Source organism: Dickeya sp. ws52 (assembly GCF_007210685.1).
Classification (GTDB): domain Bacteria; phylum Pseudomonadota; class Gammaproteobacteria; order Enterobacterales; family Enterobacteriaceae; genus Dickeya; species Dickeya chrysanthemi.
In genome coordinates this window covers 1-25,464 of sequence record NZ_SZVX01000031.1, presented here as the reverse complement: position 1 = coordinate 25,464, position 25,464 = coordinate 1, and the positions used below count along the sequence as shown (strand labels likewise).

General features: G+C 57.9%; 25 protein-coding genes. 12 read left to right on the top strand and 13 right to left on the bottom strand.

Annotated features, from left to right (window positions below):
* Window positions 1-3: 3 nt before the first annotated feature.
* The 9 genes from emrA to FDP13_RS20505 form a co-directional block, all read right to left on the bottom strand.
* On the bottom strand, window positions 4-1,179 hold the full coding sequence (emrA, locus tag FDP13_RS20545) for a multidrug efflux MFS transporter periplasmic adaptor subunit EmrA (RefSeq protein WP_143840309.1): 1,176 nt from the start codon (window positions 1,177-1,179) through the stop codon (window positions 4-6).
* A gap of 170 nt (window positions 1,180-1,349) precedes the next feature.
* Window positions 1,350-1,862: a transcriptional repressor MprA gene (gene mprA, locus FDP13_RS20540; RefSeq protein WP_012768617.1), complete on the bottom strand. Its 513-nt coding sequence runs from the start codon at window positions 1,860-1,862 to the stop codon at window positions 1,350-1,352.
* Window positions 1,863-2,039: 177 nt separating this feature from the next.
* Window positions 2,040-2,381 carry an L-valine transporter subunit YgaH gene (ygaH, locus tag FDP13_RS20535; protein WP_012768618.1) on the bottom strand — a complete coding sequence of 114 codons (342 nt, stop codon included), beginning with the start codon at window positions 2,379-2,381 and terminating at the stop codon, window positions 2,040-2,042.
* The gene (locus tag FDP13_RS20530) at window positions 2,378-3,091 is read right to left on the bottom strand and encodes an AzlC family ABC transporter permease (RefSeq protein ID WP_033576760.1); all 714 of its coding nucleotides are present in this window, start codon (window positions 3,089-3,091) and stop codon (window positions 2,378-2,380) included. The genes ygaH and FDP13_RS20530 overlap by 4 nt, the downstream gene beginning before the upstream one ends.
* Window positions 3,092-4,291 carry an MFS transporter gene (locus FDP13_RS20525; RefSeq protein WP_143840308.1) on the bottom strand — a complete coding sequence of 400 codons (1,200 nt, stop codon included), beginning with the start codon at window positions 4,289-4,291 and terminating at the stop codon, window positions 3,092-3,094.
* Window positions 4,292-4,569: 278 nt separating this feature from the next.
* Window positions 4,570-5,568 carry a glycine betaine/L-proline ABC transporter substrate-binding protein ProX gene (gene proX / locus FDP13_RS20520; RefSeq protein ID WP_143840307.1) on the bottom strand — a complete coding sequence of 333 codons (999 nt, stop codon included), beginning with the start codon at window positions 5,566-5,568 and terminating at the stop codon, window positions 4,570-4,572.
* Window positions 5,569-5,697: 129 nt separating this feature from the next.
* On the bottom strand, window positions 5,698-6,900 hold the full coding sequence (gene proW / locus FDP13_RS20515; protein ID WP_143840306.1) for a glycine betaine/L-proline ABC transporter permease ProW: 1,203 nt from the start codon (window positions 6,898-6,900) through the stop codon (window positions 5,698-5,700).
* Window positions 6,893-8,095, bottom strand: coding sequence for a glycine betaine/L-proline ABC transporter ATP-binding protein ProV (gene proV / locus FDP13_RS20510; protein WP_033576756.1), 1,203 nt, complete (start codon window positions 8,093-8,095; stop codon window positions 6,893-6,895). The genes proW and proV overlap by 8 nt, the downstream gene beginning before the upstream one ends.
* Window positions 8,096-8,741: 646 nt before the next feature.
* A complete protein-coding gene (locus tag FDP13_RS20505; RefSeq protein ID WP_012768624.1) occupies window positions 8,742-10,226 on the bottom strand; it encodes an NCS1 family nucleobase:cation symporter-1 in 1,485 nt (494 codons plus the stop codon).
* A 153-nt stretch (window positions 10,227-10,379) separates the two neighbouring features.
* Here FDP13_RS20505 and FDP13_RS20500 point away from each other — a divergent pair, with 153 nt between their 5' ends.
* The 5 genes from FDP13_RS20500 (at window position 10,380) to FDP13_RS20480 (ending at window position 14,954) form a co-directional block, all read left to right on the top strand.
* Complete coding sequence (locus FDP13_RS20500) at window positions 10,380-11,123, top strand: GntR family transcriptional regulator (RefSeq protein WP_012768625.1); 744 nt, start codon at window positions 10,380-10,382, stop codon at window positions 11,121-11,123.
* Window positions 11,120-11,857: an aspartate/glutamate racemase family protein gene (locus tag FDP13_RS20495; protein WP_143840305.1), complete on the top strand. Its 738-nt coding sequence runs from the start codon at window positions 11,120-11,122 to the stop codon at window positions 11,855-11,857. The genes FDP13_RS20500 and FDP13_RS20495 overlap by 4 nt, the downstream gene beginning before the upstream one ends.
* Window positions 11,858-11,900: 43 nt before the next feature.
* Window positions 11,901-12,848, top strand: coding sequence for an allantoinase PuuE (puuE, locus tag FDP13_RS20490; protein WP_143840304.1), 948 nt, complete (start codon window positions 11,901-11,903; stop codon window positions 12,846-12,848).
* Window positions 12,849-13,098: 250 nt separating this feature from the next.
* On the top strand, window positions 13,099-14,445 hold the full coding sequence (locus FDP13_RS20485) for a type II toxin-antitoxin system HipA family toxin (protein WP_143840303.1): 1,347 nt from the start codon (window positions 13,099-13,101) through the stop codon (window positions 14,443-14,445).
* The gene (locus tag FDP13_RS20480) at window positions 14,442-14,954 is read left to right on the top strand and encodes a helix-turn-helix transcriptional regulator (protein ID WP_012768629.1); all 513 of its coding nucleotides are present in this window, start codon (window positions 14,442-14,444) and stop codon (window positions 14,952-14,954) included. The genes FDP13_RS20485 and FDP13_RS20480 overlap by 4 nt, the downstream gene beginning before the upstream one ends.
* A gap of 53 nt (window positions 14,955-15,007) precedes the next feature.
* On the opposite strand, the gene hpxZ is transcribed toward FDP13_RS20480, so the two are convergent.
* The 4 genes from hpxZ to FDP13_RS20460 are packed head-to-tail and all read right to left on the bottom strand — an operon-like array spanning window position 15,008 to window position 18,620.
* Window positions 15,008-15,403 (bottom strand): oxalurate catabolism protein HpxZ, encoded by a 396-nt coding sequence (gene hpxZ, locus FDP13_RS20475; protein ID WP_143840302.1) that lies wholly within the window; start codon window positions 15,401-15,403, stop codon window positions 15,008-15,010.
* Entirely contained in the window at window positions 15,400-16,812 is a 1,413-nt protein-coding gene (locus FDP13_RS20470; protein WP_143840301.1) for an AtzE family amidohydrolase, read from the bottom strand. The genes hpxZ and FDP13_RS20470 overlap by 4 nt, the downstream gene beginning before the upstream one ends.
* Entirely contained in the window at window positions 16,809-17,006 is a 198-nt protein-coding gene (gene hpxX, locus FDP13_RS20465) for an oxalurate catabolism protein HpxX (RefSeq protein WP_012768632.1), read from the bottom strand. The genes FDP13_RS20470 and hpxX overlap by 4 nt, the downstream gene beginning before the upstream one ends.
* A 24-nt stretch (window positions 17,007-17,030) precedes the next feature.
* Window positions 17,031-18,620: a gamma-glutamyltransferase family protein gene (locus tag FDP13_RS20460; protein ID WP_143840300.1), complete on the bottom strand. Its 1,590-nt coding sequence runs from the start codon at window positions 18,618-18,620 to the stop codon at window positions 17,031-17,033.
* A gap of 249 nt (window positions 18,621-18,869) precedes the next feature.
* Here FDP13_RS20460 and FDP13_RS20455 point away from each other — a divergent pair, with 249 nt between their 5' ends.
* From FDP13_RS20455 to hpxK, 7 genes are all read left to right on the top strand, one after another.
* A complete protein-coding gene (locus FDP13_RS20455; protein WP_143840299.1) occupies window positions 18,870-19,709 on the top strand; it encodes a MurR/RpiR family transcriptional regulator in 840 nt (279 codons plus the stop codon).
* A gap of 275 nt (window positions 19,710-19,984) precedes the next feature.
* A complete protein-coding gene (locus FDP13_RS20450; protein WP_081639002.1) occupies window positions 19,985-20,776 on the top strand; it encodes a transporter substrate-binding domain-containing protein in 792 nt (263 codons plus the stop codon).
* Window positions 20,777-20,785: 9 nt separating this feature from the next.
* A complete protein-coding gene (locus tag FDP13_RS20445; RefSeq protein ID WP_012768636.1) occupies window positions 20,786-21,451 on the top strand; it encodes an amino acid ABC transporter permease in 666 nt (221 codons plus the stop codon).
* Between the two features lie 2 nt (window positions 21,452-21,453).
* Window positions 21,454-22,107, top strand: coding sequence for an amino acid ABC transporter permease (locus tag FDP13_RS20440; RefSeq protein ID WP_304506146.1), 654 nt, complete (start codon window positions 21,454-21,456; stop codon window positions 22,105-22,107).
* Window positions 22,088-22,819 (top strand): amino acid ABC transporter ATP-binding protein, encoded by a 732-nt coding sequence (locus FDP13_RS20435; protein ID WP_143840297.1) that lies wholly within the window; start codon window positions 22,088-22,090, stop codon window positions 22,817-22,819. The genes FDP13_RS20440 and FDP13_RS20435 overlap by 20 nt, the downstream gene beginning before the upstream one ends.
* Window positions 22,820-22,880: 61 nt before the next feature.
* Entirely contained in the window at window positions 22,881-24,125 is a 1,245-nt protein-coding gene (locus FDP13_RS20430; RefSeq protein ID WP_012768639.1) for an alanine--glyoxylate aminotransferase family protein, read from the top strand.
* The gene (gene hpxK / locus FDP13_RS20425; RefSeq protein WP_143840296.1) at window positions 24,122-25,387 is read left to right on the top strand and encodes an allantoate amidohydrolase; all 1,266 of its coding nucleotides are present in this window, start codon (window positions 24,122-24,124) and stop codon (window positions 25,385-25,387) included. The genes FDP13_RS20430 and hpxK overlap by 4 nt, the downstream gene beginning before the upstream one ends.
* The last annotated feature ends 77 nt before the right edge of the window (window positions 25,388-25,464 follow it).

Genomic DNA, 25,464 nt, shown 5'->3' with positions numbered 1-25,464 from the left:
AGGTTAGCCAGCGTTAGCGTTGATGATCTGGTCAATCATCTGGTTGACCGGCGTCAGGTCCAGATCCAGCGCATCACTCTGGTAGGCCGGCGTCGTGCGGGGCGCATCGGACAACACCTTGCCGTCGGTATTGGCGGTATCCACATTGACCAGCATCGACAAACCGATACGCAGCGGGTAATCCGCCAGCTGTTTGGGATCCAACTCGACACGGACCGGCAAACGCTGTACCACTTTTATCCAGTTGCCGGTGGCATTTTGCGCCGGCAGCAGCGAGAACGCGCTGCCCGTACCCATATCCAGGCCGACCACTTTGCCTTTGTATATCACGGTGTCGCCATACAGGTCGCTGGTGATGGTCGCCGACTGGCCGATACGCATATTGGCTAACTGGGTTTCCTTAAAGTTGGCATCGACCCACAGCGGAGCCGCCGGCACGACCGCCATCAATGCCGAAGACGGCGTGACGCGGGCGCCCAGTTGCACACTGCGGCGAGAGACGTAGCCATCCACCGGGCTGACGATATGAGTCCGTTTGAGCGCCAGCCAGGCATTACGCAGGTCGGTCGAGGCCTGTGCAATGGCCGGTTGCTGTTCCAGCGGTGTGTTGAGTACCAGCGCCTGGGTGGCGGCGTATTGCTGTTTGGCCGCTTCCAGCGATGCTCTGGCGCTGGCAACTTGATCACGCGCGTGTTGCAAATCTTCCCGCCCGATGGCGTTGGCGCGTCCCAGCGCTTCACGGCGGTTCAGGTCGCTGATGGCTTGGTCCAGCGTAATCTGTTGCAGGTCAATATTCGCTTTATATTGACGGACGTTGATCATCTGCTGATGAACCTGACGCACGCTGTTCGCCAACGTTGTCTTTGAGCGTTCAAATGCCTGCTCGGCGTCGGCTGGATCAAGCTCTACCAGCACATCGCCTTTTTTAACGAAGTCGGTATTATCGACATTGACCCGGACGACGCTGCCGTTGACCTGCGACATGATTTGAACCTGGTTGCCGGCGACATAAGCGTCATCGGTTTCCTGATGGTGTCGTAATACCAGATACCAGTAGGCGAACCACACACAGCCAATAAAGAAAAACAGAATCATCAATAGCGTGAGAATTCCTTTACGTGTTTTTTTGGGCTTGGACGGCTGGGTAGGTGGAGTCTGCGTTTCCACGTTGGCACTCATAATTCTCTCCTAGTTTAATTGCTTTTTTCTCGGCCTTTCATGGCCTTTGATTGCCTTTCATGGCGGTATCATTACAGTGATGGTTTTTTGAAAAAACAGCACCACCTGCAAACCGTGAAGGTTTGCATGGCAACGACGACGATTGTCTCTGTCAGGAATGGCGACGGGGGTTACAAACCGTCCTGGTCCATTTCGTCAAGCCGGAGTAACAGCTTGCGCATCAGCACTTCCAACTGCTCTCTTTCACTGTCTTCAAGGGCAGAGCAAAGAATATGCAGGCTGCGGTGCTGAGGCGGCAGCAGTTCATCCAGAAAGGCTTTACCTTTCTCGGTCATATACAGGTACAGGCAACGGCGATCGCTGTCGCTCTCGCGCCGTTCGATCCAGCCGCGTTTTTCCAGCTCATCCGCGATGCGGGTGGCATTCGTGCGTGAAGAGCCGAGCGCTGCGCTCAATTCAGAAGGTTGGATGCAGTAATTTTCCTGCGATTCCAGCGTAATCAGCGCCATGAACAGGGTTTCGTTGATGTCCTGTTCTTTCAGCATCCGGTTGCGGTGTTCCAGTATTTTGGTCTGCATGTGCAGGAACAAACGCAGCAGCAGGACTTCACGGTAAGGGAAATCCGGGCGGCGCGAAGCGCGCATACGCAGCATGTCTTCAATTGGGGCGAATGAACTTTCCATAGATGTCAACCTCATTAATCACGACCTGCATAGTAACGAATGTTACTAATTAGGTAAATGCGAGAAACTTGTCGATTAGTGCTTATTTTGCCACTGATCGAAATATGTGCAGGTGATACGGTCTGTCGCCGTTGAATACATTGACCAGACGCGACGTCGGTAAGCGCCTACTCAGGCTCAGGCCATCGTCTGAGCCCATTTAAAGGCCAGGCCGTAGCACAATGCGCCCAGCAACGTCGATAAGACGATGCTGCGGGTTTTGTAAAAACAAAGCGTTAGCAGGGTAAAGCCCATCAGCGTCGGCAAGCGTCTTTCCACGTGTTGCAGCAGGTCCGGCAGAGTAGACACCACCAGTAGCGCGCAAATGGACGCGATACCGATACTGTCGAGCAGCAGAGCGGTTTTGCCCCGTTGCAGATTGCCGGACGCTCTGCTGCCACCTAGCCTCAACGGCAGGTATCGGAACAGGAAATTAACCGTTCCCACCAGTAAACCGATCAATAATACTGAACTATTCATCGCGTATCCGCTTTTAATGATGTGGGTTGATACAGTGACGACAGACATCCGCCGGCAATTCCGACCAGGATGGCGGCGGGAATAGACGAGATCAGCAACCCCACACAGGCGCCGCTCAGCGCGGTTGCCACCACCAGACTCTGACGACGCTTGAATGACGCCAGCAGGAAGCTCAAAAACAGGGCCGGCAGCATGAACGAGAGTGCGGCTTCAACCGCGGGATAGCCGTCCAGCGGGCCGTTGCCGAACAGCGCGCCGATGACCGTACCGGCGACCCACGACAACCAGGCGTTTAGCGCCACGCCCAGCATCCAGGCTTCACTCCAGCGTCGGTTATCCTTTGATAACCGTACGGTGGCGGCGGCAAACACCTCGTCGGTCAGACCGAAAGCCCACCAGGCGGTTCTGGCGGTCGGCAGGCGTTGTCTGATGCGGTGACGCAGTGACGGGCCGTACAAGACGTGGCGGACATCCATTGCCATGACGGTTAAGGCAGCCACCCAAATCGAGGCGCCGGCGCTCAATAATGCGGTGATGACGAACTGGCTGGCGCCGGCGTAGATAATGCAGGACAAAAAAATCGCTTCGAACGGCGTGAAACCCAGTTTGACAGCGTTCAAACCAAATGCAAACGCCACCGGAACGTAGCCGATGACGATGGGCAGGCTATCCAGCAAACCTCTGGCAAACGAAGCGTGAGGCGTCGTCACTTAGCGCATCTCCGATAGCGATGACTCGTCACGATAGCCTCGCCACCACACCAGCAGACCCAACAGGCTCAGAAGACACCCGGCGCCTGAGACGCCGAGCCAGCCGAAATGCTGATAAGCGTAAGCGGAAATCACCGAGCCGAGGGCGCCGCCGATGAAATAGCTGGTCATGTAACCGGCGGTGAGGCGATTACGCGCCTCCGGCTGTATGCGGTACGTCACGCTTTGATTGGTGACATGCATCCCCTGAACCGCCATGTCCAGCACGACGATGCCGATCAACAGCGGCACTATGGCATTGACGCCGGCGGCGATCGGCAGCCACGACAAAATCAGCAACAACCAGCCTACCGTAGTGGAGAGCCTGGCTTTACCCTGATCCACCAGCCGGCCTGCACGGCTGGCGGCCAGCGCGCCCGCCGCTCCGGCCAGACCGAATAGTCCGATCACGCCTTCGCTGTAGTGGTAAGGCGCAGCGGAAAGCAGAAACGCCATTGATGTCCACATGATGCTGAAATTGGAGAATGAAATCGCGCCCATAAGCGCACGGGTACGCAACACGCGGGAGTTGCCGAAGAGCCGGAAGATGGAAATGAGTAACTGCAGGTAATTCAGATCAGTGGATGGGCGATACTGCGGCAGCGCGCGCCACATCAACAGCGCCATTGCCGTCATCAATAGACTGGCCACCCAATAGACCGTACGCCAGTCCCCCAATGAGGCCAGCGCGCCGGCCAGCGTTCTGGCCAGCAAGATGCCGAGCAACAGGCCGCTCATAATGGTCCCGACGACTTTGCCGCGATGCGCCGGTGAAGCCAGCGTCGCGGCCAGCGGTACCAGAATCTGTGCGACCACCGAGAACAAACCGGTTATGGCGGTGCCGGTCACCATCAGCCATAACGATGGCGCGGAGGCGGTAATCAACATGCCGCCCGCCGCCAGCAGTGTCATACCGACAATTAAGCGGCGGCGCTCAAACCGGTCGCCCAACGGCACCAGAAACATCAGGCCGCAGGCATAGCCCAGTTGGGCTGCGGTGACAATAAAACCGGCCTGATTGACCGACAGGCTGAAGGCTTGAGCGATAGCGTCCAACAAGGGTTGAGCATAATAGTTGCTGGCAACCGCCAATCCGGTAGCGGCGGACATTAACAACGTCAGTGCCGGAGTTAAGCCGACGGAGGAGGAAGATACGGACATGTGGAATGGTTAACTTGATGTTGCGCTTGAATAATTGATTTAGTATTGAACAGTCACGCTGGAGAATCCAGCAATTTGTCTTATAAATTCTCATGAGAATAATCAGGCATTTTATCAGCCGGGCCAGAAAGAATGGGCTATCGGAGACGGTTTAGCGGTCGTAGTTCGAGGAAAAAAGCGTGAGGATACCCACTCCGGTATCCTCCGGATGATGCCGTTGCGATCGGTATCGTTGCGATCGCTGTGCCGTTTGGTGAACGTACTGTTTGGCGAATATGCTATTTGGCGGCGGCGCGGGCGGAATCAATCCAACGATTAAATTGCGCCTGATGCGCGTTAACCCAGCCGTTGACGTGACGTTCGATATCCTCCTGAGACGCTTCGCCCTGATGCATACGCAGATTCTGGGCATTAATGTCTGCCAGCGGCAGTTTCATGATGGCGAACAGTTTGGCTGCCGCCGGGTTCTTTTCAGCCCAGGTTTTGTTGGCGATGATGCGCATCTTGTTGACCGGAAAACCGTAATTGGCGCCATTGGGTAATTGGGTATCGGTATTTTTCTGTTTGCCGGGCAGCGAGGAGAATGGCACTTGCAACCACACCACGTCTCGTCCCGGCACCAGCACATCGCTTACCCAGTACGGCGTCCAGGTGAAATAAAGAATCGATTTCCCTTGTTTGTAACGCGTGATCGTGTCGGCGATCAGCGCGGCGTAGTTCCCTTGATTGTGGTTGACGGTATGACTCAGCCCGTAAGCCTGAATCTGATGATTAATCACGCCATCACATCCCCAACCGGGGTTACAGCCGGTCAGATCCGCTTTGCCGTCGCCGTTGGTGTCGAATAAGGCGGCCAGCTTGGGATCCTTGAGCTGATCCAAACGAGTAATGTGGTATTTATCGGCGGTTTTCTTGTCGATCAGATACCCTTGCGCTGCGCCGGAAACATAGACGCCCTGACGATAGAAGGCGGCGTCGCCGCCGGCGGCCTGGTACATGTCGTCATGCAACGGTTGCCAGTTGACTGCACTGAATGTGGCGTCGCCGTTGGCGATCGAGGTGTAACCGACGTTGTAGTCGACTTCGCTGGGGGTATCGACGGTATAACCCAGTTTCTCCAACGCCTTGCTGACCAGCAGCGTCTGGAAGGTTTCTTCAGAGAGCGTGCTTTGCACCGGCTTGACGGTGATGCCTTTGCCGGGAAGGTCGTCGGCGGCAAACAAGCCGGTACTCAGTACGGTAGTCAAGGCAAGCGTTGCCATGCTGATATTACGCATACGGATAGTCCTCATGTTGATTCAATACGTGGTCGCCAGCGACTGGCTGTCGTATCAAACTGGCTGTCGTATCAAAAGGCGCAGCCGGGCGTTGCCGGCCGCACGTTCAGACGGTGACGACCGGATGGGTCATCCCTGGGATGTGATGAAGGGGCGAATCAACCACCCCAGCGGCCCACGCTGGAACCAGTGGCGATGACTGCGGCTGCGGGCATCGCGCCCCAGCGATTGGGTCAAACGGTCCAGAATGATGGCCAGAATGACGATGCTGACTCCGCCGACGGAAGCCAGCCCCATGTCGAGGCGGCCGATGCCGCGCAACACCATCTGCCCAAGCCCGCCGACGGCGATCATCGAGGCGATGACGACCATCGACAGCGCCAGCATCAGTGTTTGGTTGATACCGGCCATGATGGTAGGCATCGCCAGCGGCAGTTGGACCTTGAACAGCATCTGCCGTGGGCTGGCGCCAAAGGATTGCGCCGCTTCCACCAGATCGGCCGGCACCTGGCGAATGCCGAGTATGGTCAGACGAACAATCGGCGGCAGAGCGAAAATAATCGTCACGACGACGCCCGGCACGTTGCCGATGCCGAATAGCATCACTATCGGCACCAGGTAAACGAAGGCCGGGGTGGTTTGCATGGCATCGAGCAGCGGACGTACAACGCGGGCGGCGCGGTCGCTATGCGCCAGCCAGATACCCAGCGGCAAGCCGAGAATGATGCAGAAAAACAGTGCCGTCAGCACCAGCGCCAGCGTCACCATCGCCTGAGACCAGGCGCCGATAGCGCCGATGATGACCAGCGACAGCAATGTCGCGACGCCCATGCCGAAACTGGAGACCTGCCAGGCCAGCAGAGAAAACGCCAGAATAGCGACGGGGGCAGGCAGGCTGGTCAGCAGTTGTTGAAAACCGGTGAGAATGACATCGACCGGCACGCGGATACCCTGAAACAGCGGGCGAAAATGCAATACCAGCCAGTCGATGGCTTCCGTCACCCAGCTATCGAGCGGCACCAGCGTATGCCGGAACGGATCCATCAGGTTGATGTGCTCGGGTGCCGGCGCCGGCGCGTTCAGCCAGTCGCTGCCATCCTGATGTACGTCATTGGCGGCGGGTGGGGGCGACGTATTCCAGGCATCGTTAGGGTTATCTTGCGTTTGAGCGTTTCCCGCCGGCGCGGATGGCGCGGATGAAGCCGCCCAGGGATCGGTTTGCGCCGGATGGCCACCGGATGAACTCGCCGCGGCCGGGTGGTGGTTGGCGGCGTTGGCGGTGGAATCCGGTATTGGGCTTTCTTCCCAGGGGTTTTGCGTGGTATCAGTCATGCAGCGTACTCTCCTTATCCAGTGCCTGCAGCAGCATCCCCTTGGAGATAATGCCGAGGTATTCATGGTGTTCCCCCACAACAGGTACGGCGCAGGGTGCCTGAGCTACCTGAGATATCAGCTCGTTGAGCGACATATCCCCAGGAACCGGCAACGGTGCGGGCAGCAGCGCCTGCTCCAGCGGCTGCTGATCACGCAGCGCCTGTTTGAGTGAATCAATGGAGACTACGCCGATGAATTTACGGCCCCGCTCCAGCACATAGCCGTACTCGCGATCCTCTTCTTGCAGGATCTTCAGCGCGGATCGCGGGCCGACGCCCGGCGTTTTGCGGATGATCGTGACCGGACGGCGGCGAGCGATGTCTTTGGCGCTGAACACATGGCTGATGTCCACGCCGCGGAAGAACGTGCGTACATAGTCGTTGGCCGGATTGTTGAGGATCTCATCCGGCGTGCCGACCTGGACCACCTCGCCGCTATGCATGATGGCGATGCGATCGCCGATGCGCATAGCTTCATCCAGATCGTGCGAGATGAAAACGATGGTACGTTGCTGACGCGCCTGTAGCTTGATCAGCTCATCCTGCATCTCGGTACGGATCAACGGGTCAAGCGCGGAAAAGGCTTCGTCCATCAGCAAAATGTCCGGATCGTTGGCCAGCGCACGGGCCAGGCCGACACGCTGGCGCATACCGCCGGAGAGCTCATCCGGATAGGTGCCGGCGTATGCGTCGAGCCCGACCTGCTGCAAGGCATGAAGCGCCTTTTGCTCGCGTTTTTCGCGGGGCACGCCGGCTAAATCCATGCCGAATGCGGTATTGTCGAGAACATTCAGGTGAGGCATCAGCGCGAAAGACTGAAACACCATGCTGATCTTCTTACGACGCACGGCACGCAATGCGCCGTCCGGCAGGCGGGAAATATCCTCGCCGTCGATCAGCACCTGGCCGCGTGTCGGTTCTATCAGGCGATTGAGAAGGCGTACCAGAGTGGATTTACCGGAACCGGATAATCCCATGATCACAAAAACTTCGCCTTCTTCAATGGTCAGATTGGCATCTTTCACGCCGACCGTCAGACCGGTTTTCTCAAATATTTGGTCCTTATTGAGCCCTTGTTCCAGAAGACTGAATGCCCGGTTTGGATGCTCGCCGAATATCTTATACAGATGTTTTACTTCAATTTTTATTGCCATGTCATTAAAGGTTTCCTGTGCGGTGTGATTTTTATTTTGACCTCGTTGTGGGTAAGACTGTTTATACCCTAACCAGAATTAATCCATGTGACAACCCTTGGTTTTGTCCTGGTTTATGTATTGCATTAACGGATTATCGGTATTTTTGTAAGCAGGGATATTGTATTTTTAAAAAATGAAACAGAATTATCCTGTAGGTAAAAATATTTATTTATTTTTTATTTTTCAATGTATTGAATTGGTTTTTCGTTGTGGGTTTTATCGGCTTAATACGTGTGTTTTTTCATGGAGATAATAATAAAATTTTTGCGGATTTTGATGGTGAATATATGGGTGATTTTTTGAAATTCATTCGTTTTTTACGCGTGTTACTGTTTGGTAAATGGTTTTTTTGTGACTCGGTTCATGGTGTGAGGCGATTTATAAGATGGTGGTGTGTGGGAGTGATGTTGTTCGGGTTTATTTTGTGGGAAATAGCCTGATCATGCCTGGGAATAATCAGAGGATTCCGAAGTTATTCGTCACCAGAATATGTGAGGAATATATACCCCAAATAATTCGCGTTGCAGCCAGGCGGCGGAATAAGGGCAAAACGGTGAAATAAACAGCCGGATCGCGACACGACATCGCGATCCGGAAAGGGGCGTTATTCTTTACCCAGCACTAAACCCGGCAGGCTGGCGGTAGTCGGCGTATGGGCTTTTTCCCGACGCGCCAGATAGCGATAGCTGCCCGCGCCCAACGCCACGCCGATAAACCAACTGAAATTGGCGACTTCATGCCAGGCCGGCACAAAGCTTATCACCAGCCCGATAGCCACCGACGGCAGCAGCGCCAGCACTGCATTCGGGTTAATGCCGTTGCGATACCAGTAGCGGCCGTTCGGCGTATCGTTGAACAGCGCATCGACATCGATCTTGCCGCCTTTGATCAGGTAAAAATCCGCCAGCAGGATGCCGAACAGCGGGCCGATAAACGCGCCCAGCACGTCGAGCGTGTAGTGGATCAACTCCGGTGAGTTGAACAGATTCCAGGGAGTCAGCAATACGGAGCCGACTGCGGCGATCATCCCGCCGGTGCGGAAACTGATGCGCTGCGGCGAGCAGTTGGAGAAATCGAACGCCGGGGATACGAAGTTGGCGACAATATTGATGCCGATAGTGGCGACGATCATGGTCAGCAGGCCCAGAGCCACCGCTACGCTATTGCCGACGCGGCTGACGGTTTCGATCGGGTCGGTGATCATCTGGCCGAACAGGGATTGCGTGCCGGAAACAATCACCACCGTGACGATGGAGAACAGCAGGAAATTGACGGGCAGGCCCCAGCGGTTGCCACGTTGAATTTCCTGCATACTTTTAGCGTAGCGGGAGAAATCGCCGAAGTTCAGCAACGGGCCGGAGAAATAGGACACCACCAGCGCGGTAGCGGTGATCATCTGCCAGATCTGCTCGCCGCCGCTGAGGGATTTACTGCTCAGCGTGAAGGAAATATTGTCCAGCCCGGTTTTGTATACAATCCATCCGGCCAGCGCCAGCATCACCACATAAACCGCCGGACCGGCGATATCGATAAAGCGCTTGATGGCGCTCATGCCGTGCCAGAACACCATCGCCTGCAGCAGCCACATCACACCAAAGCACAGCCAGCCCAGCGTCGACAGGCCCAGCCAGTGGCTGGTGGTCAACGCGGTGAGCGACGGAACGAATTTTAGCAGCACCAGCATCAGCGCATTGGCGGCCAGATAAGTCTGGATGCCGTACCAGGCGAATGCGATCAACCCACGAATCACCGCCGGAATATTGGCGCCGAACACCCCAAACGACTGACGACAAATCACCGCATAGGGTACGCCGCTGAGCTGGCTGGGTTTGGCCACCAAATTGGCGCACAGTTGCACGATGCAAATCCCTGCCAACAGACACAGCAGCACCTGCCAACTGGCCAGACCCAGCGTAAAGAAGCTGGCCGCCACCACGTAGCCGCCCATACTGTGAACATCCGACATCCAGAAGGAAAAGATGTTGTACCAGGACCAGTTTTGTTCGCGTGTCGGCGCCAGGTCTTCATTGCACAGTCTCGGGCTGTAATGTGCCGGAGCGCTTCCGGCGGGCGTCATATTTTCTGGCATGGAATCTGCTCCTTTTTTGATGACGATGAAAATAGAGGTGAATAAAGTGTGCCAACAGGTATTGCAGGATTTGGGCCAGATTGGTGAATTTTGTATACAATAAATTTATTTTTTGTGTACGATCTGGTGGTGGCGTGATGACGGAAGAAACCAATGAACGATATTTATGGTCTCGGGCAAGAGACATTTTTCGAGCAAAAAGATGATGTTATCTATCAGGCGCTGTTAAACGCGATTGTTGAACATCAATTGCTGCCCGGTGCTCGTCTGCCGGAAGAGGCGTTGGCGGAAGTATTTGGCGTGAGTCGTACCGGGATCCGCAAGGTGCTGCAACGTCTGGCAACGGTGCAAATGATCACGCTGTTGCCCAAACGTGGTGCACAGGTGGCGACGCCGACGGTAGAAGAAGCACGCGAGATCTTTCAAACCCGTAGTCTGATGGAGTGCGCCAACCTGCCTGCGGTGCTGGCCCACTGCCAGCCGCCGCACCTGGCGGCGCTGGAGAAACTGATGAAGGCGGAGGAAACAGCCCATCAGGATCGCAACGGGCCGGAGGCGATCCGCCTGTCGGCCGCCTTTCATATCCAGTTGCAGGCGATTTCCGGCAACAGCGTGCTGACCAGTATGGTGTCGCAATTAACGCTGCGGTCATCTCTGGTGATCGCGGCTTATGGTGCCCCCTGGCAGCAAGGCTGCCGTTGTCATGATCACCATGACCTGCTGACACTGCTGCGTAACCGTGATCTGGCGGCGCTGACGACCGCCATGCAACAGCATTTCGACGATATCGTCGCCAGCTTGCGTTTCGGCGGTGATAGCGTGACCACGCCGGATTTCTCGCGGCTGTTCAGCCATCTGAAGTCGTTCGATAACCCTAACAAGGAGCAGGGCGCATGAGCCGATGCGTGATTCAGGTAATCAACCCCAATACCAGCCTGGCGATGACGGAAACCATCGGTGAAGCGGCGCGACGAGCGGCGGCACAGGGTACTGAGATTCTGGCGGTATGCCCGTCGCAAGGAGTGCCGTCGATCGAAGGGCATTTTGATGAAGCGGTGGCGACCCTCGGCGTGCTGGAGCAGGTGCGGCTGGGGCGCGAGCAGGGGGTCAACGGTCATGTCATTGCCTGCTTTGGCGATCCCGGTCTGCTGGCGGCGCGGGAACTGGCGAGTGCGCCGGTGGTGGGGATCGCCGAAGCGGCGATGCATCTGGCGACGCTGGTAGCGACGCGCTTTTCCATCGTCACCACGCTGCCGCGCACGCTGATCATCGCCCGTCATCTGGTGCAACGCTATGGCTTTGAGCATCACTGCGCCGCGCTGCACGCCATCGATCTGCCGGTACTGGCGCTGGAAGATGGACAAGGGCTGGCGCAGCATAAGGTGCGGGAAATGTGTATACAAGCGAAGCGGCAGGATGGATCCGGCGCCATTGTGCTGGGTTGCGGCGGTATGGCCGATCTGGCGCAGGCGCTGACGCAGGAATTGGGGATCCCGGTGATCGACGGCGTCGGTGCGGCGGTGAAAATGGTGGAATCGCTGGTGGGACTGGGGCTTTTCACCAGCAAACACGGCGATCTGGATTATCCGCTGGACAAGCCGTTAACCGGCGCGTTTGGGACGTTGCGTTAATCGACGCCGTGCCGTTGCGGCTCTCATAATAAGGAAAGACACCATGACACTCTCTCAGCAGTGGGGTTCAGATCCTGACTACCCGCGCGATCTGATCGGTTATGCCGGTCAACCGCCGCACGCTCGCTGGCCCGGGCAGGCGCGCATCGCGGTACAGTTTGTGCTGAATTACGAAGAAGGGGCGGAAAACCATGTGCTGCACGGCGACGCCGGTTCCGAGCAGTTTCTGTCCGATATCATCGGCGCCGCCAGTTACCCGGCGCGGCATATGTCGATGGACTCGCTCTATGAATACGGTTCTCGTGCCGGTTTCTGGCGTATTCACCAGGAATTTCAGCGCCGTGGCCTGCCGCTGACAGTGTTTGGCGTGGCGATGGCGTTGGCGCGTAACCCGGCGGTGGTCGAAGCTATCCGGGCAGCGGACTACGACGTGGTCAGCCACGGCTGGCGTTGGATTCACTACCAGAATATGGATATCGACACCGAACGGGCGCATTTACAGCAAGCTATTGCGGTGCACACCGACCTGTTCGGCAGACCGCCGCTGGGCTGGTACACCGGGCGTGACAGCCCGCACACCCGGCAACTGGTGCTGGAACAGGGCGGTTTTCTGTATGACAGCGACTACTACGGCGACGATCTGCCATTCTGGTTGCCGGTAAAACGGGCAAGCGGCGAGCTGAAACCGCATCTGATCGTTCCCTACACGCTGGACGCCAACGACATGCGTTTCGCTTCACCGCAGGGTTTCAACAGCGGCGAGCAGTTTTTCAGTTATCTGAAGGACAGCTTCGATGTGCTGTACGCCGAAGGGGAAGAAGCACCGAAAATGATGTCGATTGGTATGCACTGTCGTCTGTTGGGGCGGCCGGGGCGTTTTCGGGCGCTACAGCGGTTCCTGGATTATATCCAGCAGCACGAGCGAGTGTGGGTATGTCGTCGTCAGGATATCGCCGAGCACTGGTATCGTACACATCCGTATCGGGCCTGACGCAATAAGGCACTCATCGCGCCGTTAGGGGTTACGGGTATTCGCCAGACAATGTTACCTATAGGTTTCATTGCCTGGCTTTTTTGTATTTTGTGAAACGTATAGGTTTCATTATCAATGGGCAGAGTTTTTGATACATAAAGGTAACGTTAAAAGCGTGGTGGCAAGTTAATGTAACTTTTTGGTGATGTTAATGGTCTTTTTGGTGTTTTACGTGTGCTATATTACGCGTAATGAGATCGGAGGGGCTATGGAGAGACTGACCGTACAGGCGTTTATCGACAATGCGTGGCAGGATATTGCCGAGATCGGTTTTCCCGAGAGCTACCGGGATAATTATCTGCTAACCCGGCTGGATTATGCGTCCGATTATGGCATTGACTATATGGATTGCGATGACCACCACGCGGTTTCCGTCAATTATCCGGTGCGGATCTTCTTTGACGATGGCGGCGAGCCTGGGTGGATGCGTTTTCTGGATGACATCATTCCGGCCGGAGCTAGCCGACAATATTGGATTGATCATCTTGATCTCTCCGGGTTGCCGACACAGTTGCAAGATTACATCTTGCTGCGTCACGCCACCATTGCTCCGGTTGGTCACTTGCGTATCAAAGAGTCAATTCCTGAACAGCATAACGGCACCACCCGATTTTTCAGCGTGGAGGATGTGAAGAATCGGGCCAGCGATTTTCTGGATTATGCACAGCAGCGTGGTGCTGCGGCTGGCGGTGCTACAGGTGCAGGCGGCGAGGCACCCAAACTGCTATTGCGGTGCAATGCCGATGATGAGGTATGGATCGATACCTGGCAGGATGACCTCGATTGTTGCGATACCGCTTATCTGGTGAAGTTTCCTCGCGGGAAACGTAGCGAGATTGACTGCGATATCCTGCGAGCTGAATTTCATTATTATCATGAACTGACAGAGATGGGGTTCTTGACGATCCCGCTGGCAGGGATGCGTCTGGAAGAAGGGCGGCATTATCCGTCGCTTTGGCTACCGCGCTTTGATATCGAATTCCCTGGTGAGGGGCGTGTGAAGCGTTATGGTATGGAGTCGGTGTATTCTCTGCTGCGAGCCGGGCCGGGCAGTGCGCTGCGCCATGATCGCACGATTCGCACACTGATCGCCAAAATCGCTGCCAGCCACATGGTCAGTGTTGAGGGAAAACCGTTTGATTCAGCGGCGTTCGTGATCGAGTGGATACGACGTGATCTGTTGAACATTGCGTTTGGCAACAGTGATAACCACGGCCGCAATACTGCTTTCCTTAGGGACGAGCGGGGGATTCGGCTGGCGCCGATTTATGATTTTGCGCCGATGAAAGCGGACCCGGCAGGCATTGCCAGAACGACCAAATGGCCAGAGCCGCTGGAGGTAGGCGGTGATTATCAGTTTGAGCGGATCGCGCAGTTGTTTTCCGACATTCTTCCGCCAGAATTGTTGATGGCAAAATTACAGCAGACCGCCACGCAATTAGTTGGTCTGAAAACGCGGCTTCAGCGGCGCGGTGTGCCCGAATCGGTCATCACTTTGCCCTCTATCGGGTTTGATTACCTTCCTGAAAAGTTACAGCGCTGGGGGTTGTTATGAGTCAGAACCGCAATAATAACGATAACTACGCCGGTGCGCAGGATGTTCAGGCAACCATACGCAAGCTACGTCAGCGTATGCAGGAGCGCAGTGTAGCGCAGACGTATTTGCAGTCGTCATCCGTTGCTGTGGTAACCGAGACCGTGGATATCACAAAAGTGAGGGCATCAAAAAACTCCCGACCACTCAATACCAGCGAGCGGCGGTTTGCCATGCAAAACATTATCCGCAGGATGATGTTCGGCGAGATCTCGCAGGGAAACGCACTCAGAGAATTGCGTCTTAACGTGTTGGGCCTTCGGCAGGAGGCTTACGCCAGTCTGGTGGGGGTATCACGCAAGACCTTGTCCGAAATAGAGAACGGCAAGGGCAATTATACGGCGGATATTATCAACAAAGTGTTTAAGCCTTTTGGGCTGAAGATGGGGCTTATTCCGGTATCGCCGTCATTACTTGCCGAGATCCTCTCGACCGCTCCCACCTCTGGCGGGCAATCGGATAGCCGGTAAAGCGAGCGGTTATCCGACATGCTAGCGGCTATCCGACATGGATGCCGTAACCGTTACACCATCAGGCTCACATGGGCCGCTACGATGCGCCAGCCTTGCTCGGTACGCCGCCAGGTTTGCATCTGGCGGCCGATTTTCTCGCTGCCTTCACGGCGAAACTCGGTACTGGCGACCGCCGTGTCGTGGCCGTAGGTGGTGATCACGGTGTTGTGCAACTGCCTGTCCAACCCGGCTGACGGGCGGGCGGCGCGAAATTCGCGGATCTGATCAATGCCGTACAGGTTTTCAGAAGCGCCGTAACGCACGGTGCGTTCATCGTGCCAGAACAATTGGTCCAGCACGTCAACATCGTTGCCGGTCAGCGCCTTTTCATAGCGGTAAAAGGCGCCGGTGACCTCGGCCAGTACCTCGGGAATATTAATGTCAGACTGTGTGTTCTCAGGTGTCATGCGGAAAGTCCTTGTGGGTGAAACGTCGTGGGCGGCAGCGCCTGCGCGATGCCCTGCTGTTCAAGATGCCAGGCGGCGCGCAGCGCCACGTCCTCCCGCCACGGCGCGGCGATTAACTGTACGCCGATCGGCAGCCCGCCGGCGGTTGCCAACGGCACGGTGACCACCGGCAGGCCGACGAACGAAATCGGCTGGGTTAACATGCCCATGCTGGCGCGGATCGGTAAATCGGTGTGGTTGATACGCATGGTTTCCTGACCGATCGGCGTGGCCGGGCAGGGCGTTGCCGGGGCAATCAGCAGATCGGTATCGTTGAACAGCGCCAGCACTTCCCGGCGGAAATGATCGCGGAAACGCTGGGCCTGCACATACCAGGCGGCGGGGATCATCGCGCCGGCCAACAGTCGTTCACGCGAAAGCGGTTCAAATTGATCCGGTGCGTCGCGCAGCGCCGGCAGGTACTGATTGCCGCCTTCGCTGGCGGAAAGAATAAACGCTGCAGTACGCGCCAGCGCGGCATTATCCAGTATCACATCATGGTCGGCGTTTAAGGCATCCGCGACTTGCTGCACTGCGGCGGTGGCCTGTTCATCGCACCATTGCGCGAAGTAACCCCCCAGTACCCGGCTGCGCAGCGGCGCGGCGTCCGCCAGTGAAGGCACCGTGGATCGCAGTGGTTGATCCGCCTGAAACCGATCGGCCGGATCGCGGCCTTGCAGTACGTCATACACCAGCGCCAGATCGTCTACGCTACGCGCCAGCGGGCCGATGTGATCGAGGCTGCCGACAAACGGCTGGGTTCCCTGACGCGATAACCGCCCAAACGTCGGCTTCAGCCCGAAGATACCGCACAACGAAGCGGGAACGCGGATCGACCCATTGGTGTCGCTGCCCAACGAGAAATTCACCAAACCGGCCGCTACCGCCGCCGCCGAGCCGCCGGACGAGCCGCCGGCGATGCGTGTTAGATCGTGTGGGTTGCGGGTAGCACCGTAGTGGCTGTTCTCGGTGGTAAAGCCGTAGGCGTAGGCATCCATATTCAGCAATCCGGAGAGCAACGCCCCCTGTGCTTGTAGCTGGCGCACCGCAAATGCATCCTGAGCGGCTGCCGGGCGTCGGCTGAACAGCTTGGCGCCGGCAAGGGTCGTTTCGCCGGCGACATCAAACAGGTTTTTTACCGCATAGGGTACGCCCGCCAGCGCGGGCAACGGCTCACCTAACCGGCGTTTGAGGTCCACGCCGTTGGCTTCCGTCAGCATACGTTGTGCCGTGACGGCGGTATAAGCATTGACGGCCGGGTTGTGCTGTTCGATGCGCGCCAGCGTGTCGCGGGCAATGTCGGTGGCGGAAAGGTGGCCGGCCGCCAGTTCAGCCTGCAACGAGCGAATAGACAGTTGTGCGGGATTCATGGCCGGTAGACCCCCGCTACTTCCTGACGCTCATCCAACGGGAACGCCATCAACGGCTGCGCCATCGCGGCGATGCGGCTGAACTGGACGTGCAATTCCTGACGGCGGGTGTCGTCCAATTCCAGCCCCATCAGGACTTCCATTTGTTGCAGGTACGCGGCCAGCGTGTCCTGATCGATATCCCTGTTTTTCATAATCAGCACCTTAGGGTTGAAAAGTTAATAGCCGACCGCGCTGCCGTTGCTGCGCGGATCGCTGGCGCCTTCCAGCATACCGTTGACGTGGCGGACAATAGCGCCGGCGTGGCCGACGGTTTCGCTAAATCCGGTGAGCAGTTCCACATCGTGGCCGAGAGTACGCAACGCATCGACGGTGGCCGGCGTGAAACGGTCTTCCAGTTTCAGCGTATCGGACGACTGCCCCCAGGTTCGCCCCAGCAACCAACGCGGCGCCGTAATCGCCTGCTGTAACGGCACGCCTTGCATAACATGACGAATGAACAGCGCGGCCTGCGTCTGTGGCTGGCCGTCGCCGCCCATTGAGCCGTAGACCATCGTGCGCCCGTCAGACAAACGCGCCGCCGCCGGGTTGAGCGTGTGGAAGGGTTGTTTGCCCGGTTCCAACGCCAGCAAGTGGGCCGGGTCCAGGCTGAAAGAAGCGCCGCGGTTTTGCCACAGCACGCCGGTGCCCGGCAGCACTATGCCGCTGCCGAATTCGTGATAAATACTCTGAATGAACGAGACCGACACCCCGTGGCGATCGCACACGCCCATCCAGACGGTATCGCCCGGCCCTTTGCCTTGCCCCCAGGGGGCGGCCGTGCGGGTGTCTACACGGGCGGCGAGCTGTTGCAGCGGGGTATCAGACAGCAGCGCCTGAATATCCTGGGTGATCAGTTTCGGGTCGGTGATGTATTGGTCGCGTAGCCCAAACGCCAGTTTGGTGGCTTCCACTATGCGGTGAATGGTCTGGCTGTCGCTCAAATCCGCCATCCCCAGCCTGTCGGTAATCCCCAGAATCGCCAGCGATACCAGCCCTTGCGTCGGCGGCGCCAGGTTAAACACTTCGCCTTTGCTGTGTTTCAGCACCAGCGGCGTGGTGCGGCGGGCGCGGTAATCCGCCAGGTCGCCGGCGGTGACCGGCAGGCCCAGTTCCGCCATCTGTTTCGCCATGCGTTCCGCCAGCGCGCCGCGATAAAAGCTATCCAGCCCGTCTTGCGCCAGTTGTTGCAGGGTATCGGCCAGATCCGGCTGGGTGAAACGGCTGCCGGTACGGGGGATTGCACCCTGCGGCATAAAGACCCGGCAGAATTCGGGGAAATCGCGCAGTTCGTGCTGGCGGCTGGTCAGCGCATCTTCTTGCGACTGGGTGACCGGTATGCCGTGGCGCGCATAGTGAATGGCGTCTTCCACTAGCTGCGCCAGCGGTAAGGGCGCAGCCAGATCCAGTTCAGCGGCGTAATCCAGCGCCTCCTGCCATCCGCCTACCGTCCCGGCGACGGTCAGCGCGGCGTTGGGGCCACGGTGAGGAATACGGCTTTCACCGGCGTAGCGAGCGCGGGTCGCCAGCGAACCGGCGGCACCGCTGGCGTCGATGGCTATCGGGGCGCCTTGCGGCGGTACGATCAACCAGAAACCATCGCCGCCCAGACCGTTCATATGCGGGTAAACCACGGCTATCGCTGCGGCAGCGGCCACCATCGCTTCAATGGCATTGCCGCCGGCACGCAAAACACGCTGCGCGCTGGCGCTGGCAAGATGATGCGGTGTGACCGCCATGCCCGACGGGGCGATATGACTTTGCATCATGAGGATAAGGCTCTTAGTAGACTGTAGGGTGGTCGATGCTAAGCAAAAGCCGTTCCATCTTTTCTGCTTGCTGCCGACCGACGGTTGTATGCTATGTTCATCATAACGTCGAAAAGATGAAACAAAAGTTACAGCGTTCAAACTTACAGCGTTCAAACTGACAACGTTCAAACTTACCGTCTTCACACTTATCGTCTTCACACTTATCGTTTCCAAACTTATGTTTTTTAAACAATGACAAGGGCAGGCATGAAGCAGATTGACGAACGGTTGCGCAGCCGGTACAGCGAACTGTCGCCGCAAGAGCAGCGGGTGGCGGAGTTTATCTTCGACCATCTGGACGACCTTATCAGCTATAACAGCGCCGAGCTGGCGCGGCTGAGCGGCGTTTCCAAGGCTACGGTCAGCCGTCTGTTCCGCCGCCTCGGCTACCCCAGCTACCGCGAAATGCGTGATGAGCTGCGCACCCTGCGCCAGAGCGGGATGCCGTTGACCGATAACCGGGACGCGGTGCAGGGCAACACGCTGCTGGCGCGTCATTACAAGCAGGAGATGGCCAACCTGACGCAGTGGGTCAACCAGATCGATCCGCAGCAGTTCGGCGCGGTGATCGCCGCGCTACAACAGGCCCGGCGCGTGTGTATTCTCGGGCTGCGCAACAGCTACCCGGTGGCATTGCACCTGCGCCAGCAACTGTTGCAAATCCGCCCGCAGGTGCCGTTGCTGGCGCAACCCGGCCAGACGCTGGCGGAAGAACTGGCGGATCTCGACGAGCGGGATGTGGTGGTGGTGGTGGCGTTTCGCCGCCGCCCGCGCCTGATTCTGCCATTGTTGCAGCAACTGCACGCCCGCCGGATTCCGGTGTTGCTGCTGTGCGAACCGCAAGTGCATACGCTGCCGACGCTGGTCTCCTGGTCGCTGACCGCGCCGCTGGACAGCGTATCAGCGTTTGACAGCTACGCCGGCGCCATGAGTCTGGTCAATCTGATCAGCAACGCGCTGCTGCACCAGATGCTGGCGGAAGGGCGTCAGCGTATTCACGATATCGCCGATCTTTATCTGCAACTGGACGAGCTGGAGCAGCGCTAACCACGCGTCTTACTGGTGCAAATGTCCTTTTTTGGTGCAATCGATTCCCGTTTTAATGCTCTGTCATTGTGCGCTGCGGACTGAACGTCGGGCGCCTCGCTGCATCCTCCCTCTTCCTGTGATTCCCTGAATCCACCGTTGTTGCCCTTTGCCCGTCGCTACACAATATCGGCGGATTATCTGGCATACATTTTGCTTTTTAATCTGCAACAAAGGTTTCAATATTTTTATTGAAGAATCTTTGGTTTCAAATTAATTTAACCGGGGGCACAGCAATGAAGATCGGAAAACGTGTTTTGGCAGTAGTTGGCGCAGCGCTGTTGATGGCTCAGGCAGGACAAGCGATGGCGGATCAATGGCAGGATATCCAGAAGCGCGGCGTACTGCGTGTTGCGGTGCCGCAAGACTTCCCGCCGTTTGGTTCGGTCGGCACCGATTTGCAGCCGCAGGGCTACGACATCGACATGGCCCGCTACCTGGCCGATGAGATGAAACTAAAGTTGCAGCTAGTGCCGGTGACCAGCGCCAACCGTGTGCCGTATTTGCAGACCGACAAGGTCGATCTGGTGATTTCCAGCCTGGGTAAAAATGCGGAACGTGAAAAAGTGATCGACTTCAGCAGCGCCTACGCGCCGTTCTTCCTGGGGGTGTTCGGCCCGAAAGAGACGGATGTCGGCGCGCCGGAGGCGTTGCAAGGTAAAACCGTCGGCGTGACCCGCGGTGCGGTGGAAGACATGGTGCTGACCGAGACTGCGCCCAAAACCGCCGACATCAAGCGCTATGAAGACAACAACACCACGCTGTCGGCTTATATGTCCGGTCAGGTGCAGTATATCGCCACCGGCAACCTGGTGGTGGCGGCGATTGCCGAGAAGAACCCGGCGAAAGCGCCGGTCGCCAAATTCATGCTGAAAGATTCGCCCTGCTACATCGGCCTGAAAAAGGACGAGCCTGCGCTGAAGGCGAAAGTGAACGAGCTGATTGAAAAAGCGCTTAAGGACAACACGCTCAACGGCCTGTCCGAAAAATGGCTGAAAGCGCCGCTGCCGGCCAATTTGGGCGCCTAAGGATACGCCATGACTTATCAGCTTCATTTCGCGGCGCTGTGGCCATACTGGCCGGAGTTACTGGCCGGCTTGTGGGTCACCGTGCAACTGACGACGATGGCGACGCTCGGCGGGATTGCCATCGGCATTTGCGGTGCGGCATTACGCAGCGGTAAGCCGACCTTCGTCAGCCGCTTGTGGGGCTTGTACGTCGAGCTTATCCGCAATACGCCGTTTGTGGTGCAACTGTTTTTCATCGTGTTCGGTCTGCCGGGGTTGGGGCTCAAACTCACCGCTGGGCAGGCCGCCCTGCTGGCGATGTTGGTGAATCTGGGCGCTTACAGCACGGAGATTATTCGTGCCGGCATCCAGGTGACGCCGAAAGGCCAGTGGGAGGCTGCGCGAGTGCTGGGGTTGTCGCGCGCTCAGACTTTTACGCGGGTGATTTTGCCGCCCGCGCTGCAACGGATTTATCCGGCGCTGGTCAGCCAGTGCATCATCGTGATGCTCGGTTCATCCGTGGTGTCGCAGGTGTCGTTTGAAGAGCTGACCTTTGCCGCCAACTTAATTCAGTCACGGACTTTCCTCAGTTTTGAGGTGTATCTGGTGACCACGCTCTGCTATCTGGTGCTGTCGATGCTGATGCGTCAACTGCTGTTGCTGGCCGGGCGACGCTTTCTGGGGACACCGCGCTGATGATGACATTTACTGACTGGGATATTGTGCGCAACCTGCTGCTGGCCGGGCGCTGGACGGTGCTGTTGTCGCTGGCGGCGTTTTTCGGCGGCGCCGTGGTGACGTTGCCGTTGCTGCTGCTGCGGCTGACCAAACGTCGTTGGCCGATGCGTCTGACCCGGCTATACGCCGATGTATTTCAGGGCACGCCGCTGCTGATGCAGCTGTTTCTGGCGTTTTTCGGGCTGGGATTGTTCGGTATCGACGTCAGCCCGTGGACGGCCGCCGCCCTGGCGCTGACGCTGTTTACCAGCGCATTTCTGGTGGATATCTGGCACGGCAGCGTGCAGGCGTTGCCGAAAGGGCAATGGGAAGCCTGTCGTTGTCTGGGGTTGACCTTCACACAGACGTTGACCCGGGTGATTGCGCCTCAGGCGATGCGCATTGCCATTGCGCCGACGGTAGGGTTTTCGGTGCAGGTGATCAAAGGCACCGCGCTGGCGTCAATCATCGGTTTCGTCGAGCTGACCAAAGCCGGCACCATGCTCAATAACGTGACATACCAGCCATTTAAGGTGTTCGGGCTGGTGGCGCTGGGCTATTTCCTGCTGTGTTACCCGCTGTCGTACTACAGCCGTTATCTGGAGAAGAAATTCAATGCCGCTCATCACCATTAATCAGGTTCATAAATACTACGGCCAGAACCACGTGCTGAAAGGGGTGGATCTGGATATTGATGCCGGCGAGGTTATCTCCATCATCGGTCGCAGCGGTTCCGGCAAAAGCACCCTGTTGCGCTGTATCAACGGGCTGGAAGGCTATCAGGACGGCAGCATCAAGCTGGGCGGCATGACCGTGACCGACCGTGATTCGCAGGCGCGGGAAATCAGCCGTTCCGTCGGCATGATCTTCCAGAACTTCAACCTGTTCCCGCATATGACCGCGCTGGAAAACGTGATGCTGGCACCCAAACTGGTGCTGGGGAAAAGCGCCGCCGAGTGCCGTGAGCTGGGCATGAAGATGCTGGAGAAGGTCGGGCTGGGCGAACGTATCGATTACTACCCGTCGAATCTGTCCGGCGGCCAACAGCAGCGGGTGGCGATCGCCCGCGCGCTGGCGATGAACCCGAAAGTGCTGCTGTGCGATGAGATCACTTCGGCGCTGGACCCGGAGCTGGTCGGTGAAGTGCTGAAGGTGCTGGAGCAACTGGCGGCGGAAGGCATGACGCTGATTCTGGTCACCCACGAGATGAATTTCGCCCGCGAAGTGGGCGACCGGGTGGTGTTTATGCATCAAGGCACCGTGTGGGAGCAGGGGAGCGGCGATGTGCTGTTCGCCAACCCGCAGACCGCCGAACTGAAACAGTTTATCGCCTCGGTACGGCTGTAGCGCCGTAAGCGGCATCGGCTATTACGATTTTTATGCTTTAAGGACATCAGGAGTTCATCACATGCCTAACGACCTGTTTGCACAGATCAATCCGCCCCATCGTTTGCTCATGGGGCCCGGCCCGATCAATGCCGACCCGCGCGTACTGCGCGCGATGGCCAGCCAACTGGTCGGACAGTATGACCCGGCGATGACCGGGTACATGAATCAGGTGATGGCGCTGTATCGCCAACTGTTCCGTACCGACAACCGCTGGACCATGCTGGTGGACGGCACCTCCCGCGCCGGCATTGAGGCCATTCTGGTTTCGGCGATCCGCCCCGGCGACCGGGTGCTGGTGCCGGTATTTGGTCGTTTCGGCCACCTGCTGTGCGAGATTGCCCGCCGCTGCCGCGCCGATGTCCACACCATCGAGGTGCCGTGGGGCGAAGTGTTCACGCCGGATCAGATAGAAGACGCCATCAAGCGGGTAAAACCGCGCCTGCTGCTTACCGTACAAGGCGATACCTCCACGACGATGCTGCAACCGCTGGCGGAACTCGGGGAGATCTGCCGTCGCCATGACGTGCTGTTTTATACCGATGCCACCGCCTCGTTCGGCGGCAACCCGCTGGAAACCGATGCCTGGGGGCTGGATGCGGTCTCGGCCGGGTTGCAGAAATGCCTGGGCGGCCCGTCCGGCAGCTCGCCGGTGACGCTCAGCTCGCGTATGGAAGCGGTGATTCGCCAGCGCAAATGCGTGGAGCAGGGGATCCGCACCACCGACCATCAGGACGGTGACGACGAGATGATTTACTCCAACTACTTCGACCTCGGCATGATCATGGATTACTGGGGACCGGAGCGGTTGAACCACCATACCGAAGCCACCAGCATGTTGTTCGCTTCTCGTGAGTGCGCCCGCATCATTCTGGAAGAAGGGCTGGATAGCTGTATCGCCCGTCACCAGTTGCACGGCAAGGCGCTGTTGGCCGGCATTGAAGGCATGGGATTGCAGCCCTACGGCGACATCGCCAACAAAATGAGTAATGTGCTGGGCGTGGTGATCCCGTCGGGTATTCACGGTGAGCAGGTGCGCAAGCTGCTGCTGGAGGATTTCGCCATCGAGATCGGCACCTCGTTTGGGCCGTTGCAGGGCAAGATTTGGCGTATCGGCACCATGGGCTACAACGCGCGTAAAGACTGCGTGATGCAAACGTTGACCGCGCTGGAAGCGGTATTGAACCGGCTGGGGTTCCGCTCCGTTCAGGGGGCGGCGTTGCAAGCCGCCTGGAATGTGTATGATGCCGCGCAGGCGCCGACATGAGCGAGGTGCTGATGGACAGCGTGATGACGGATTTCAATGCGCAGGCGGCGGCCCGACGGGTGATGACGCGTTGCGATCAACTGGCGACCATCAGTGAAACCCACGGCCAACTGACGCGCGTTTATCTGTCGCCGCAGCATTTGCAGGCCAACCAGCAAACCGGCGAGTGGATGCGCGAAGCCGGAATGCGCGTGTGGCAGGATAGCGTGGGCAATATTTGTGGGCGCTATGAAGGTAGCACGCCGGGCGCACCGGCGCTGCTGCTGGGCTCGCACCTCGACACCGTGCGTAACGCCGGGCGTTACGACGGCATGTTGGGGGTGCTGGCGGCGATTGAAACTGTGTCATTCCTGCATCAGCACGGTATTCGCCTGCCGGTGGCGCTGGAGGTGGTCGGTTTTGGCGATGAAGAGGGCACCCGTTTTGACGTCACGTTGCTGGGCAGCCGCGGATTGACCGGCACCTGGCCCGACGGCTGGCTGTCACGCCCGGACGCCAACGGCGTGACCGTGGCGCAGGCGCTGACGCAGGCCGGGCTGGACCCGGAGGCTATCACTCAGGCGGCGCGACCGGCGGCGGATATTCTGGCCTATCTGGAATTGCACATCGAACAAGGTCCGTGTCTGGAACAGGCTGGACTGGCGTTGGGCGTGGTCACGGCCATTAACGGCGCCCGGCGGCTGAACTGCACCTTTACCGGTCACGCCGGTCATGCGGGAACCGTGCCGATGTCGCAACGTCAGGATGCGCTGGCCGCCGCCGCCGCCTGGATGACCCAGGCGGAGCAGATGACGCGCGATAGCGATCCTTATCTGGTGGCGACCTTCGGTACGTTGCAGTGCCTGCCCGGCGCGGCCAACGTGATTCCCGGTGAAGTGAGGTTGACGCTGGATATTCGCGGGCCGGACGATAAACCGCTGGATGCGCTGCTGCAACGGTTGCTGACGCTGGCGCAGGATATCGCCATGCAACGCCATTGCGCTTTTAGCGCCGAAGAGTATTACCGCATTGCCGCCACCCGCTGCGATGACGCATTGCAACAGCGGCTGTCGGCGGCGGTGATGCAGGTGCAGGGCGACAACCTGTCGTTACCCAGCGGCGCCGGCCATGACGCCATCGCCATCGCCGAACGTTGGCCGGTGGGGATGCTATTTATGCGCTGCAAGGGCGGCATTAGCCATCACCCTGACGAATCGGTATTGACCGATGATGTCGCGCAGGCGTTGCAGGCGCTGCTGCTCACGGTGTGGGGATACCGATAATGAGGCTGTTGACAAACAGCTATATTGTCTTGTGAATGGTGAAGTTTGTCCGGTCAGTGAATAATTTCGTGCGGGAT